General features: G+C 61.3%; 12 protein-coding genes. 9 read left to right on the forward strand and 3 right to left on the reverse strand.

The features are described 5' to 3' along the window. Positions 1-86: 86 nt before the first annotated feature. From V5N47_RS08710 to V5N47_RS08745, 8 genes are read left to right on the forward strand one after another with little or no spacing between them, the layout of a single operon-like run. Positions 87-965, forward strand: a complete 879-nt coding sequence (locus V5N47_RS08710; protein ID WP_338726903.1) for a branched-chain amino acid ABC transporter permease — start codon at positions 87-89, stop codon at positions 963-965. Continuing rightward, entirely contained in the window at positions 962-1,993 is a 1,032-nt protein-coding gene (locus V5N47_RS08715; protein WP_338726904.1) for a branched-chain amino acid ABC transporter permease, read from the forward strand. The genes V5N47_RS08710 and V5N47_RS08715 overlap by 4 nt, the downstream gene beginning before the upstream one ends. Beyond that, the gene (locus tag V5N47_RS08720; RefSeq protein WP_338726906.1) at positions 1,990-2,700 is read left to right on the forward strand and encodes an ABC transporter ATP-binding protein; all 711 of its coding nucleotides are present in this window, start codon (positions 1,990-1,992) and stop codon (positions 2,698-2,700) included. Before V5N47_RS08715 ends, V5N47_RS08720 begins: the two co-directional genes overlap by 4 nt. A 2-nt stretch (positions 2,701-2,702) precedes the next feature. Then, positions 2,703-3,431 carry an ABC transporter ATP-binding protein gene (locus tag V5N47_RS08725; RefSeq protein ID WP_338726908.1) on the forward strand — a complete coding sequence of 243 codons (729 nt, stop codon included), beginning with the start codon at positions 2,703-2,705 and terminating at the stop codon, positions 3,429-3,431. 2 nt (positions 3,432-3,433) lie between these two features. After that, on the forward strand, positions 3,434-4,585 hold the full coding sequence (locus V5N47_RS08730; RefSeq protein WP_338726910.1) for an FAD-dependent oxidoreductase: 1,152 nt from the start codon (positions 3,434-3,436) through the stop codon (positions 4,583-4,585). Between the two features lie 2 nt (positions 4,586-4,587). Further along, complete coding sequence (locus V5N47_RS08735; protein WP_338726912.1) at positions 4,588-6,591, forward strand: hydantoinase/oxoprolinase family protein; 2,004 nt, start codon at positions 4,588-4,590, stop codon at positions 6,589-6,591. Next, entirely contained in the window at positions 6,584-8,332 is a 1,749-nt protein-coding gene (locus V5N47_RS08740) for a hydantoinase B/oxoprolinase family protein (protein WP_338726914.1), read from the forward strand. The genes V5N47_RS08735 and V5N47_RS08740 overlap by 8 nt, the downstream gene beginning before the upstream one ends. Positions 8,333-8,392: 60 nt before the next feature. Then, positions 8,393-9,178 (forward strand): SDR family NAD(P)-dependent oxidoreductase, encoded by a 786-nt coding sequence (locus V5N47_RS08745; RefSeq protein ID WP_338726916.1) that lies wholly within the window; start codon positions 8,393-8,395, stop codon positions 9,176-9,178. Position 9,179: 1 nt separating this feature from the next. Here the strand turns inward: V5N47_RS08745 and V5N47_RS08750 are convergent, their stop codons facing one another. Together V5N47_RS08750 and V5N47_RS08755 are read right to left on the reverse strand one after the other, a co-directional pair. Beyond that, positions 9,180-10,532 (reverse strand): ABC transporter substrate-binding protein, encoded by a 1,353-nt coding sequence (locus tag V5N47_RS08750; protein WP_338726918.1) that lies wholly within the window; start codon positions 10,530-10,532, stop codon positions 9,180-9,182. 90 nt (positions 10,533-10,622) lie between these two features. Further along, positions 10,623-11,927, reverse strand: coding sequence for an ArgE/DapE family deacylase (locus V5N47_RS08755; RefSeq protein WP_338726920.1), 1,305 nt, complete (start codon positions 11,925-11,927; stop codon positions 10,623-10,625). Positions 11,928-12,068: 141 nt separating this feature from the next. On the opposite strand from V5N47_RS08755, the gene V5N47_RS08760 reads away from it, so the two are divergent. After that, positions 12,069-12,911, forward strand: a complete 843-nt coding sequence (locus V5N47_RS08760) for a polysaccharide deacetylase (RefSeq protein ID WP_338726921.1) — start codon at positions 12,069-12,071, stop codon at positions 12,909-12,911. Between the two features lie 31 nt (positions 12,912-12,942). On the opposite strand, the gene V5N47_RS08765 is transcribed toward V5N47_RS08760, so the two are convergent. Then, positions 12,943-13,212 (reverse strand): hypothetical protein, encoded by a 270-nt coding sequence (locus tag V5N47_RS08765; RefSeq protein ID WP_338726924.1) that lies wholly within the window; start codon positions 13,210-13,212, stop codon positions 12,943-12,945. Between the last annotated feature and the right edge of the window lie 105 nt (positions 13,213-13,317).

Here is a 13,317-nt window from a genome sequence, read left to right on the forward strand (position 1 = left end):
GACACCTGACCGTACGGAGTATTTCTCACTTTGGTAGAAGTGAACACAAAACAAGGCTTTTATCCTTCTTCTGCAAAGGCTGTCATATGGTCGACCTACTCTTGGTTCTCCAACAAATTTTTAATGGAATTTTGTTTGGTGGCCAACTTGCATTGGTGGCGGTTGGACTCACACTCATTTGGGGTGTGACTCGTATCCTCAACTTCGCCCACGGTGCAATGTTTATGATGGGTGGTTACGCCGGCTTTCTCACCTTCGAGCTCACGGGCAACGCGTTGTTGGCGCTTCCGGGCGCAGTTCTCGTCGTGTTCGTCCTCGGTATGGTGACTGAGTTCGGGGTTGTTCGCCGCCTACGGGACAGAGATAACGCTGAATTCGCTGCCATCATCGGGACGTTCGGATTGGCAGTGGTTCTAGAGAACATCATCAGAGGCTCTCCACTGGGCTCCACTCGGCGGACGCTCCCCACCATCGTTCCGGGCGTGTGGGAAGTCGGACCGTTCTTCTTCGTGGCAGAACAGGTGTATCTGTTCGTCGTCGCACTCGTCGCACTTGGCCTCCTCTTTGCGATTATCAAGTACACTCGCCTCGGCATGGCGATGCGTGCAGTTGCCCAAGACCAGAACACGGCAAAGCTCATGGGCGTGCGTTCTGACCGCATCTACGCCATCACCTTCGGTATCAGCGCGGCGCTTGCCGGACTCGCAGGCGCGTTGCTCGCACCGATTTTCAACATCTATCCCTCCGTTGGCTGGCAGCCGTTCTTGCTCGCGTTCATCGTGGTCATCATCGGCGGGCTCGGGAGCGTCCGTGGCACGCTGATTGCGGCGCTGCTCATCGGTGTCCTTCGCAGTGTGAGCCTCACGTTCACGTCGAGTCAGCAAACCTCGATGTTGCTCTTCCTTGCGATGATTGTGATTCTGATTGTGAAGCCAACCGGCATTGGAGGCGTGATTGACGGATGAGCCTCGCCGAATCACTCCGCCTGACGGTTTCGCGGACACAGACCCGACTCAAAGAAGACCTCGTCGGGCCGAAAGGCATTATCGCCGCATTTGGCATCCTGTTAGCGCTCGCTGCACCGTTCGTGCTCCGCGAGTTCCAGTTGAGTGTCACGCTCCAGATACTCATCTTCATCCTCGCCGTCTCCAGTTGGAACCTTCTCGCTGGCTACTTCGGCATGTTCAGTTTCACGCACGCGGCGCTCTATGGCGTTGGTGCGTACGCGACGGTCATCTCTGCCGCCGAATTCGGCATTCCACCGCTCGTGGCACTGGCCATCGGCGGGCTGGTCGCCGGGCTGTTCAGTCTCCCGATTACGATTCCTGCGCTCCGGCTGAGCGGGTCGTATCTCGCGATGGTGACGCTCGCGTTCGCAGAAATCATCCACCTCGCGGTCATCACGTTCCGTGACGTGACCAACGGACCAACCGGCTACACCGGGTTCGCGCCGATGTTCGGCGGCGACCGGGTTACCTTCTACTACTTCGTGCTGGTGCTTGTCTTCGTGTTGCTCATCGTACAGTACGCCCTGCTCGTCTCTCGGTTCGGGCTGATTGCCCGCGCGATTCGCGAGGCAGAGGACGCAGCCCAGATGCTCGGCAACGACACCTACCGCCACAAGCTCGTCGGCTTTTTCATCGGCTCTGCGCTCGCTGGTGTCGCCGGTGGACTGCAGGCGTACAACATCCTCATCATCTCGCCGCCGATGCTCGAACTCAACCAGATGATTCAGTTCATGGCAATGAGCATCATCGGCGGGCTCGGGACGTTCAGCGGCGCAATCCTCGGCGTCATCGCCGTTGTCGGCGTCGCAGAGCTACTCCGTGGCGTCATCGAACAGCGCCTGCTCATCTGGGGACTGCTGTTGATGTTGATCATCCTGTTTTTCCCCGACGGCATCGCTGGCAGCACGACGCAACGAGACATCCTCAAACAACAGTTCGATGGCTTCACTGACCTCTTCGGTGACACAAAGGAGCGCGATAAATGACTGCACTGCTCGAAATTGACGGCCTGAAAAAATCGTTCGGCGGCCTCGTCGCGGTAGACGGATTGGACTTCGAAATCGAACGCGGCGAAATCGTTGGTCTCATCGGCCCGAACGGCAGTGGGAAGACGACGACGTTCAACCTCACCACGGGATTCCTCTCGGCTGACGACGGGCGCATCGTGTTCGACGGCACCGACATCACGTCGAGTTCGACCCACGAAATCGCAACGCTCGGCCTTGGCCGGACGTTCCAGGAGACGAAACCGTTTGGCAAACTCACCGTGTTCGAGAACATGCTCGTTCCCCAATCGCCGCTCTCTGGCGAGGCAAAACTCCAACACGCACGCGAGTTGCTGGACGACTTAGAACTCACACGGGTTGCCGACAACCACGGCGAGGACCTGAGTGGCGGACAGAAGAAACTGCTCGAAATCGCCCGCGTGTTGATGCTCGACCCAGACCTCATCTTGCTTGACGAGCCAAGCGCCGGCGTGAATCCGGCGCTCATGGACGACATCTTAGACCACATCGCAAAACTCAACGAAAACGGCCGAACCATCCTCATCATCGAACACGACATGTCCATCGTCGCCGAACTCTGTGACCGCGTTATCGTCATGAACAACGGACAGAACATCGCAAGCGGCACGTTTGAAGAAGTGCAGCAGAACGACCTTGTGAGAGAAGCCTATCTCGGAGGGCAATAACAATGAGCGACGACTCTGCACTCATTCTCGACGGTGTCGATGCTGGCTACGGCGAGAATCAGGTGCTCCACGACCTGTCGATGGATGTCAAGGTCGGCCGGGTGAACTGCATCATCGGGCCGAACGGCAGCGGGAAATCGACCTCGCTCAAGGCGATGAACGGCCTCGTCCCCATCTGGGACGGAACCTTAGAAATTCTCGGCGAAGACATGACCGAGGCCACGCCTCGGGACATCGTCGAACGCGGTATCATCACCGTCCCACAGGGCGGGAACGTGTTCCCCGAGATGACCGTCAAAGAGAACCTGCGGATGGGTGCGTACCTCGAATCCGACAGCGACGTGCTTGCAGAGCGGTACGAACACGTCTACGAGACGTTCCCCGTCCTCCGCGAACGCGAGGGTCAGCTCGCCGGGTCGATGAGCGGTGGCCAGCAGGCGATGTTGGCACTCGGCCGCGCGCTGATGGCAGATCCGAAATTCCTCCTCCTCGACGAACCGAGCGCCGGACTCGCGCCGAACCTCATCGACGAGGTGTTCGACCACCTCGCGCGCCTCAAGGACGCGGGCATTGACATGATTATCGTCGAACAGAACGTCCGAAAGGTGCTCAATATCGCCGAGTACATCTACATTTTAGACCAAGGCTCGGTGTCCTTCGAGGGCCGGAAGGACGAACTCACCGACGAAGACGAACTGGTCGAGATGTACCTCGGGCGTCGGTCAACCTGACAATGCCCCCCTCAAGTTCGTGTGACGTACTGGTCATCGGCGGCGGCGCGGTCGGGACGAGCACGGCACGGGCAGCAGCCGAACGCGGCGGCGAGGTCATCCTTCTCGAAGCGGAGTCGATAGGTGGCGGAAGCACCGCGAAAGCCGCGGGGATGTTTCGCAGCCAGTTTTCAACCCTAGAGACGGCACACCTCGCCGCCCGAAGCGTGCTGGTTTTCGAAGCCGTGGAGCGAGAGACGGGCATTGGCCTCCACCAACCGGGCTACCTACTTCTCGGCGGCGACGCCTATCGGGAAAAACTCGAACAGGCAGCCGACAACGCAGCACAGTTCGGCACACCAGTCCGGCGTTACGAGGGCGACGAGTGTCGTGACCGCCTCCCGACGCTGTGTGACGACGCGGTTTCCTTTGGCACTGAAGTCTCGACCGACGGCTACGCAGACCCGTACCTGTTTGCGACCGCACAGGCGCAGGCTGCTCGTGCGGCAGGTGCAACGATTCACACGAACACCCCGGTAACGGAAATCTCGGTTTCGGACGGCAGCGTCGAGACTGTCACTGCGGGTGACCGCCGAATCCAGCCACAGACCGTCGTGAACGCGACGGGCGTCTGGGCACCACAGATTGGGTCGCTGGCTGGCGTCTCGATGCCCATCTCACCCATTCGGACGTTCGCGCTCACGTCGCCGGTCAGCCTCGACGACTCCCCGATGGTGCTCTCGCTCGACCACAACGTCTACTACCGCGACGAACCGGGTGGGGGAACGCTCATCGGCGGGCCACTTGCGGGACAGCCTGCAGACCCCGACTCGTACGACGGTAGCGTCAGTCTCGACACCCTCCTCGAACTCGGTGAACGCATCGAGCGCGTCGATTCGCGCTTTGCGGACATGGAAATCGAACGTTCGTGGGCTGGACTGAAGGCAGCCACGCCAGACGGATTGCCAATTATTGGCTCCCACGCAACGGTCGAAAACCTCATCACTGCGGCCGGATTCAACGGCCACGGTTTCATGCTTTCTCCCGGCGTTGGCGACGCCGTCTCTGCGCTCGCGCTCGGCGACGATCCGTTCGTTGACCTCTCTATCTTTTCTCCGTCGCGGTTTGCAGACCGCGACGCACAGAACCAGCACACCCGGATTAGGTTATCATAACTATGCCAGAAGACACACGCATCGGCGTCGACATCGGTGGCACGTTCACCGATTTCATCAGCATTGACGAACAGACCGGAACGGTTCGCGTCGTAAAGACGCCGTCCGTTCCCGAAACACCGGAGCGGTCGGTCGGAAATGCGCTTCGTGAAAGCGGGGTAAAAGAGGCGAGTCGGCTCTCACACGGCACCACCGTCGTCACGAACGCCATCCTCGAACGGGCAGGTGCGGAGACGGCACTCATCACCACCGCGCGGTTCGCGGACATTCTCGAACTGGACAGACAAGACCGCGACGACATCTACGACCTTTCGTACAAGCGAAAACAGCCGCTCGTCCCGCGCTACCGGTGCTTTGGCGTCGAAGAACGCATTGGCCCCGACGGCGAGGTCGTTACGGAACTCGATGAGTCCGCGGTCACGGAGATTGCGGCGGTTCTCTCTGCGGCAAACATCGAATCGGTCGCCGTCTCGTTTCTCCACTCGTACGTGAACGACGAACACGAACGGCGCGCAAAGGAACTGCTCGACGCCGAACTCGACATTCCCGTGACGACCTCGAGTGAGGTACTCCCCGAGTTCCGCGAGTACGAGCGGACGAATACGACGGTGTTGAACGCCTACGCCCGCCCGGTCGCAGAGACGTACCTCGACCGCTTGACGAGCGAAATCGACGCCCACAGTGCCGTCGATGAAATTGTCGTCATGCGTTCTGACGGTGGCGTTGTCCCCACCACCGAAGCCGCCACCTTGCCAGTGTATCTGGGGGTCTCCGGCCCCGCTGCGGGCGTGACTGCCGCCACCGCACTTGCCCAGCAAGCAGGCTTTTCGGACATCTTCACCTTCGACATGGGCGGGACGAGCGCGGACACCAGCCTCGTCAGAAACGGAACGCCCGAAATCACGAAGGAGGGAACCATCGGCGAACAGGCCGCCTCGATTCCGATGTACGACATTCGGACCATCGGCGCGGGCGGCGGGAGCATTGCGTGGGTGGACGACGGCGGCCTACTCAAGGTCGGGCCGCGCTCGGCGGGGGCAGACCCCGGCCCTGCGTGCTACGGCCACGGCGGGACGGAACCAACCGTCACCGACGCGAACGTCGTTCTCGGCCTGATTAATCCGGACGCCAACTTCGGCGGATCTATCGACCTCTCGAAAGAGGCGGCAGAAGACGCGCTCGCCCCGCTCGCAGCAAAACTCGACTGCAGCGTGCTTGAGGCGGCACAGGCCGTCTACGACATCGTGAACATGAACATGGTCGAGAGCGCGCGGGTGTTGAGCGTCCAGCAGGGCATCGACCCGCGGGAGTTTTCCTTTGTCTCATTCGGGGGTGCAGGCCCGCTCCACGCCGCGGCCGTTGCCCGCGAACTCGGCACAGAACGAGTCGTCGTTCCGCCCCGCCCGGGCATCCTTTCTGCGGTTGGGTTGGTGTACTCGGATGTGCGCCGAACCGCAAGCAAGACGAACATCAGCCGACTCGCAGACACGCCCGCGGCGACGCTCGAACAGCAGTTCACCGACCTCGAAGCAGCGGCACGAAGCGGGATTGGCGTCCCCGAATCGGCGACGGTGACCCGCCACACCGATCTGCGCTTTGCGGGGCAAGCCCACGAAATCAGCGTCGAGACGCCGGCCGAGTTGACGGCCGAAGACTTAGACGCGCTCGCAGACCGGTTCCGTGCCCGCCACGACGAACGCTATGGCTTCGTGATGGAGAGCGACATCGAGGTGGTGACCTGCCGCGTCGCGGTGACCGTCCCCGGCGAGAAGCCGACCATCCAGTGGGAGATAGACGACGTCGCAGACGCAGGCACCCGCGACGTGTACCTCGACGGTCACCACCACACGGCGACCGTCTTGGAGCGCCAGACCCTGCCCCCGGGCTACGAAACGACCGGCCCGGCAATCGTCGAGATGGAAGACAGCACGGCCGTTGTCCTCCCCGACCAGACCCTACGCATCGACGACCACTACAACATGATTCTGGAGGACACAGATGAGTAACATCGACCCGGCAACCTTAGAAATCGTCAGAAACTCGCTGCACAGCGCGGCCGAAGAAATGGGCGAAACGCTGCTTCGCACCGCCTATTCCTCTGTTATCCGCGAGGCAAGAGACTGTTCGACCGCGCTGTTCGGCCCCGACGGCGACCTCATCGCGCAGGCAGAACACATCCCGATGCACCTCGGGTCGATGCCGTACGCGCTTGCCCACAACTTCGAGGTCGCCGCGTCGCTCGGAGAAGACGAGATTCTGGTGTTCAACGACCCGTATCACGGCGGCCAGCACATCGTGGACATCATTGCCTTCCACCCGGTGTTCGTCGGCGGCGAGCGAATCGGGTTTGCCGGCAGTATCGCCCACCACATCGACATGGGTGGGCAGGGTGCGGCCAGTTTAGGAACGGGCGTTTCGACCACCTACGGCGAGGGCTTTCGCTTCCCGCCGCTCGTCCTCGATACGACGAGCCGCGAGTTCGACAACTTCGTCCGCACGCTCGCCTCGAACGTCCGGGCGAGCGAGTACGTCATCGGCGACTTCAACGCCCAACTCTCGGCGAATCGCCGCGGCGTCGAGCGCCTGTCGGGCATCGCCACGAAGTACGGCGTCGAGACGTACCGCGAGGTGCTCTCAGAACTCGATAGCTACGCAGAGCGGTTCATGCGAAGTCGCATCGCCGCACTCGACGACCGCACCGCGACGGGAAGCGAGACGGTCGAAATCGAAGCGCCCGGCGACGAACCCGTGGACACGACGGTTCGCGTCGAAGTCACCGTCGATGGCGACGAGTTAACCGTTGACTTCACCGGCACGGCCGACCAGTTCCCCGGCTACATCAACTCGCCCATCGCCTCGACGCACTCTGCGGCGTATTTTGCCGTACTGGCGTCGCTCGGGGGCGAAGACCTCCCAATCAGCGCCGGGGTTTATCGGCCAATCGCCATCGAGGCTCCCTCGGGGACGCTCGTCAACCCGACCGAACCGGCAGCGACGCGCGCCCGGATGAAGACGTGCTGTCGCATCTACGACGCCGTGCTCCGGGCGCTCTCTGACCTCTCACCAGAACGCGTCCCAGCAAGCGCGTTCAACAGCACGACGCCCATCGTGTTCGCCAAACAATTTGATGACCACACGGAGGTGTTCATGGACCTGCCCGGCGGCGGTTGGGGAGCGTACCCCGGCGGCGACGGCGCATCCGCGACGACGAACCCGCTCCAAAACGAGATGAACATCCCTATCGAAGCAATCGAACAAGACCACGAGTGGCTTCGCGTCGCAGACTACAGCCTCGTGCCCGACAGCGGCGGTGTCGGCGAGTATCGCGGCGGCCTCGGGGTTCGTCGCGCCTTCGAAATCGCCTCCGGCCCGGCGAGCAGTACGGGCTACGCCGGACGGCTCGAAAACGGCGCGTGGGGTGTGGGCGGCGGCGGTACTGGCATGCCGGGCGACACCTCGGTCACCCGAACCGACGGCACGGAATCGCCGCTCGGAACCGTGTGGGATACGCCGCTCGACACCGGCGACGTCGTCTCGGTGACGATGGGCGGCGGCGGTGGTTACGGCGAGTATGCGAACCGCTCCGTCGCGCGTGTCGCAGCGGACGTGGCGAGCGGCTTCGTCTCGTTCGAGCAGGCGGTTTCCGCCTACGACGTCGCGGAAGACGACCTCACCGACGCCCTCACAGACTTGCTCGGCGACGGGTTCGAGGCCTACGCCGCCTACCACGGCTGGCCGACTGTCTGAGCGGACGGTCTCACGCTCTGGTTTTCGAATTATTATGTTCCTGCAGCGCCATCGTTTCGCATGACAGCCTCGATTCCACCGCTCGCAGACGGCCTCTCGTTTGCAGACGACCACGTCCTCGTGACCGGCGCGGCCACCGGCCTTGGCCGCCACATTGCGCTCTCGTTTGCGGCGGCGGGTGCGACGGTCTCTGCGCTCGACATTGCAGAAACCCCACGAGACGAACAACAGTCGGTCGTTACAGAAATAGAAGAACTGGGCGGGAGTGCAGCTTTCTTGCAGGCAGATCTCACTGACGAAACGCAGGTACGAGAAAGCATCGCGGCTGCAATCGACCGCTTTGGCCCGCTCTCGGTGCTCGTGAACAACGCGGGCGTAAACCACCTCGGGAGTGTAGACGAGGTGTCGGTCGCAGACTGGGATACGGTTCTCGCGGTGAATCTTCGCGGGGCGTTTCTCACCGCCCGTTACGCCCTTCCGTCGCTGCTCGAAACCTCGGGGAGCATCGTCAACATCGCCTCCACCGCGGGCTTACACGGCTCGCCGGGCTACGCCGCCTACGGGCCGTCGAAAGCGGGCTTGGTGAATCTGACCCGCCAGCTCGCGGTCGATTTCTCGCCCGACGGCGTGCGCGTGAACGCCATCGCTCCCGGTATTATCGACGCGGGCATGGCCGCACAGGAACTCGATGACCCTGAAACGGTTGCCTACAAGCAGGAAAAAACGCTGTTACCGCGCTTTGGCACGCCAGAGGACGTGTCGAACGCGGTGGTGTTTCTCGCGAGCGACGCCGCCTCGTTCGTGACGGGCGAAACCCTCGTCGTGGACGGCGGCTGGTGCGCCTGAGTTACTCGTACAGCGAGTTGTCGATTTCCGTGTCCGAGAGTTCGAACGGCCAGACGACGTTGTTTTGCTGGTCGACAATCTGTGAGGCCAGTGCTGGCACCGTATCCTTGCCCCACAGTGCTTGGTGGAACGGACCGTCTTCGGTCCAGTCGAACATCCCTGCAGAGCCGGTGTGTGGGTCTAAGTCGATGACCGCCTGTTCCCACGTCTCGACCGAGAGGTTTGCTTTGCCACCGATTTCCGCCATCACTTTGTCGACGATTTTGAGGTTGTCGTACGAGAGCGACCCAGAGGACCCGGGTACGGCACCGCCGTACTCGGACTGCCACGCGTCGGCCAGTCCAATCTCTTTGGTGAGTTTCGGGATTGCGCCGATGTTCGTCATCCAGAGCACGCCGTTTGCGGCGTCTCCGGCGAGGTTGATGGTCTCCGGGTTCGACGGCACGAACGTGTGCATGAAGTGCGTCTGGTCGAAGCCAGTCTGTCTGAACTGCTTGATGAGGTTCGCCCCCGCCGATGGTGCGGTCTGGACGGCCCAGACGATGTCCGGGTCGTTCGAGCGAATCCGGGTCAGCAGCGACGTGAAGTTGGTCTCGTCGACTGCCACTTCGTCCTGGGAGACGACGTTCCAGCCACCCTCCTCTAAGTACGAGGCGGTCGCGTCCATCACGGACGTCCCGTAGGAGGTGGTCTCGCCAATCATGGCAATGCGCTTGTTGTCGAACGGGAAGTAGCCGTCACCGGCCTCCTGCATCCCGTCTAAGAACTGTTGCCAGCCAAGGCCGTACGCTTCGGATGGCGGACTCATCTTGAACACGTTGCGCATGTCCTGGCTTTCGATTTTCTCGTTGATGGCCGCGCTCACCGAGTTCGAAATCATCTGCGGGACGCCTTTCGCTGCGGTGACTTCGACCACCGCGAGGCTCACGTCACTGTGGAAGCCACCGGCAATCATGTCGACTCCCTCTTCGTCGATGAGGAACTCAACGGCACTGCGTCCTTTCGCGGGCTCTGATTCTGAGTCGCCGAAGTACAGTTCCAGCTGCGTGTCCGAATCGCTCGCGTTAATTTCCTTTGCCGCGAGTTGTGCGCCCTTTTTCAGCGCATCGCCGATGTTCGAAGCCGGCCCGGAGAACGGGCCGTACACGCCGACTTTGAGCGCGTCGCCGCTGGATCCACCACCGTTACCGCCACCGCTGGTGGTCGTCTCGTCGCCGCCAGCGCCGCTCGTTGTGGTCGTCCCGTCTGCACCCTCGTTATCGCCGAGACAGCCAGCAACCATCGACACGGTCGCCGCGCCCCCGATAGTCTTCAGGAAGCGACGCCGCTGTGATGAGTACTCATCCTTTGTCATGGTGATACATAACAAAGACAGGTGATAAAACAATTCCGATGACTAATTATCGGACAATGCTCAATAATTCGGAAATAATTAAAACGTAATTTAATTGTCTGTCACGGTCCCGCACCAATCCAGTGCCGTGAGCGCGAGCGCTTGGGCCGTTTCAACGAGCGAATCGAGTTCCACGAACTCGTCTGCGCCGTGGATATTCTCGCCCGTGGGGCCAAGCGTCACCGCCGGGATGTCGTAATAGAGGTTGTAGAAACGCTCGTCAAGCCCGGCGTCGCCGCCGATGAACGCCCCCGTGCGCCCGGTGACGCTCTCTGCGTTCTGCTTTGCGAACGTGACGATTTCTTCGTCCGTTGCGGTTTCGTGTGGGTCTGCGCTCCAGCCGTACCACTCGATTGTTGGCTTGTGTTCTGCCAGCCACTCGTCGTCTGCGGTGACGCTTTCAACTGCCGCTTCGACCTGTGCGCGAACCTCCTCGCGGGTCTCGCCCGGCGGCCAGCCGATGCGACACTCGATGGTGGCTTCGCCGGGCACCGTCGAGGGCCAGTCACCGGCTTCGATGACGCCGACGTTGAGGTTGGTGACGTTTCCGGCGGCGTTCGGGTCGCGGTTGGTGACGGGAGCGTAGTCGATTCTGGCTTTGCGCTCCTTGTCGAGGTCATCGAGCGCCGCGTAGAGTTTGCACATCTTGCCGATGGCGTTTACGCCTTGGTAGCCGCGGGCGGCGTGGGCCGACTTGCCCGACACGGTGACGCGGAAGTACATCACGCCCGCGCTGGCGATGCCGACGTTCGGAATCATCCACGGTTCCGGGACGATGGCTGCATCCGGCTGATAACCGCGCTCTAGCGCGGAGAGCAGACCGCCAACGCCGCCGTCTTCTTCCTCGATGGTCGTCTGGAGAATGAGGTCGCCCGCAAGCTCAACGCCGAGCTCAGAAAGCGCCTGATACGCGAAGATGAACGCGGCGACGCCGCCTTTCATGTCGGCTGTCCCGCGCCCGTACATCCGCCCGTCTTCGATTTCTGCCCCCCACGGCTCGTGGCTCCACGCGGAGGTTGGATTTGGCGACACCACGTCAACGTGGCCGCTGAACGCGAGTGACGGCCCGTCGCCTGCCCCCTCGACGACCGCGGCGACGTTCGGTCGGCCCTCGTATCCGTACTTCTCGAACGACGTCGTCTCGAAGTAGCCCGGATGCCCGCGCAGTTTTTCAGCGTCTGGCTCCCAGACGTCGGGCGTCAACCCAAGCGATTCGAACTTCTCGATGACGACCTGTTGGACGGGGCCTTCGTTCCCGGTGACCGACTCCTGTTGGACGAGGTCCGAAAGAAGAGAGAAAAGCTGGTCACTGTTTGCTTCGATGTACTCTAGTACTTGTGTTCTATCTGTTGTCATGACACACGGTCCTTGTGTTCCAATTTTCACAGAGTACCCTAACTGTATGCCTCCCTGTGGTATTGGCCGAAAATCTTGACACCCGCTTTCTGCAACAGTGGCTGACACCCATTGATATTTCACCACGCTCGCTGAATTTTCATGGGAATGCCTACCAAGGATGACGCAAATTGGGGGGAGAACCGAGCGGCGGCGATGTTCAGTTTCGACCTCGACGCAGAAGAACTCTGGCGGACGAAAATCGAAGCCGACCCTGCGTACGACAAGCCACCGATAAAGACCCGCGGGGAGTTCGGCCCGAACGTTGCCGTCCCGCGCATCCTCGAACTGTTCGAGCGATACGACCGCAAATGTACGTTCTTCGTCCCCGGGAAAGTCGTCGAATCGTACCCCGAGACCATCCAAGCGATTCACGAAGCGGGCCACGAGTTGGGCCACCACGGCTACACCCACACGAACCCAGCGAACATGACCACAGACGAGGAAGAGGAAGAACTCAAACGCGGCCTCGATGCGTTCGACGACGTCATCGGCGAGACGCCCGTGGGCTACCGAAGCCCCGCCGCAGACCTCAGTAACAACTCACTCTCGCTGCTCGCAGACAACGGGTTCACCTACGAAAGCAGCCTCATCGACACCGATATTCCCTACTTCCACAACCTTGAAGGCGAGCGTAACCTCATCGAAATCCCCTTCGAGTGGAGCCTCGATGACTGGCCGTTTTTCGGCTTCAACATGTATCCGCCGCTTCCGTATCAGAGCGGCATCTCACCCACGCAACCCGTCTTCGATACGTGGCGACGCGAGTTCGACGGCCTCTACAAACGCGGGCGCTGTTTCGTCCTGACGATGCACCCGCAAATCATCGGCCGCGCCGGGCGCATCGACATGCTCGAAGAACTCCTCCAGCACATGCTCGCCACGGGCGATACGTGGGTTACGACCGGCGAGGCCATCGCCGACCACTGGGACGAAACCCACTAACGAAACCGGAAAATTTGCGGGGAACCGTTGGTCAGAGAGTCACGGTGTCGTGATGCCAGCCGGGGTCGTGGCCAGTGTCGGCAATAACGTCAGCCCGACACGCCGGACAGTAGTCGGGGGTGGCCGCTTCGGTGCGGGGGACGTACACGCCGCCGCCGCACTCGACGCACGCATCCGCGACGATGTCTACACAGTCCGCACAGAGGTTGAAGTCGTCAACGGTGAGGTCACGAAGGGGTTCGAGTTGTTTATCTAGATAGTACTCGTCGATGACTGTTTGACAGCTGTGGCACGGTTTCATAGCGGTACGTGTTGGGCCATGTGACCACCCCACATATAGTTATTCCCCAAAACTGGGTCGGATACGCAGGCAGACGGTGATTTTTCCGGCTCGCGCTTCGACAGC

Origin of the sequence: Haladaptatus sp. DJG-WS-42 (genome assembly GCF_037198285.1) — an archaeon.
Classification (GTDB): domain Archaea; phylum Halobacteriota; class Halobacteria; order Halobacteriales; family Halococcaceae; genus QDMS2.

What these genes read in the sequence shown, in the direction of transcription:
- V5N47_RS08725 (WP_338726908.1), top strand. Translation starts at nt 2,703, where the DNA reads ATGAGCGACGACTCTGCACTCATTCTCGACGGTGTCGATGCTGGCTAC.
- V5N47_RS08710 (WP_338726903.1), top strand. Translation starts at nt 87, where the DNA reads ATGGTCGACCTACTCTTGGTTCTCCAACAAATTTTTAATGGAATTTTG.
- V5N47_RS08760 (WP_338726921.1), top strand. Translation starts at nt 12,069, where the DNA reads ATGGGAATGCCTACCAAGGATGACGCAAATTGGGGGGAGAACCGAGCG.
- V5N47_RS08745 (WP_338726916.1), top strand. Translation starts at nt 8,393, where the DNA reads ATGACAGCCTCGATTCCACCGCTCGCAGACGGCCTCTCGTTTGCAGAC.
- V5N47_RS08735 (WP_338726912.1), top strand. Translation starts at nt 4,588, where the DNA reads ATGCCAGAAGACACACGCATCGGCGTCGACATCGGTGGCACGTTCACC.
- V5N47_RS08755 (WP_338726920.1), bottom strand. Translation starts at nt 11,927, where the DNA reads ATGACAACAGATAGAACACAAGTACTAGAGTACATCGAAGCAAACAGT.
- V5N47_RS08730 (WP_338726910.1), top strand. Translation starts at nt 3,434, where the DNA reads ATGCCCCCCTCAAGTTCGTGTGACGTACTGGTCATCGGCGGCGGCGCG.
- V5N47_RS08740 (WP_338726914.1), top strand. Translation starts at nt 6,584, where the DNA reads ATGAGTAACATCGACCCGGCAACCTTAGAAATCGTCAGAAACTCGCTG.
- V5N47_RS08765 (WP_338726924.1), bottom strand. Translation starts at nt 13,212, where the DNA reads ATGAAACCGTGCCACAGCTGTCAAACAGTCATCGACGAGTACTATCTA.
- V5N47_RS08720 (WP_338726906.1), top strand. Translation starts at nt 1,990, where the DNA reads ATGACTGCACTGCTCGAAATTGACGGCCTGAAAAAATCGTTCGGCGGC.
- V5N47_RS08715 (WP_338726904.1), top strand. Translation starts at nt 962, where the DNA reads ATGAGCCTCGCCGAATCACTCCGCCTGACGGTTTCGCGGACACAGACC.
- V5N47_RS08750 (WP_338726918.1), bottom strand. Translation starts at nt 10,532, where the DNA reads ATGACAAAGGATGAGTACTCATCACAGCGGCGTCGCTTCCTGAAGACT.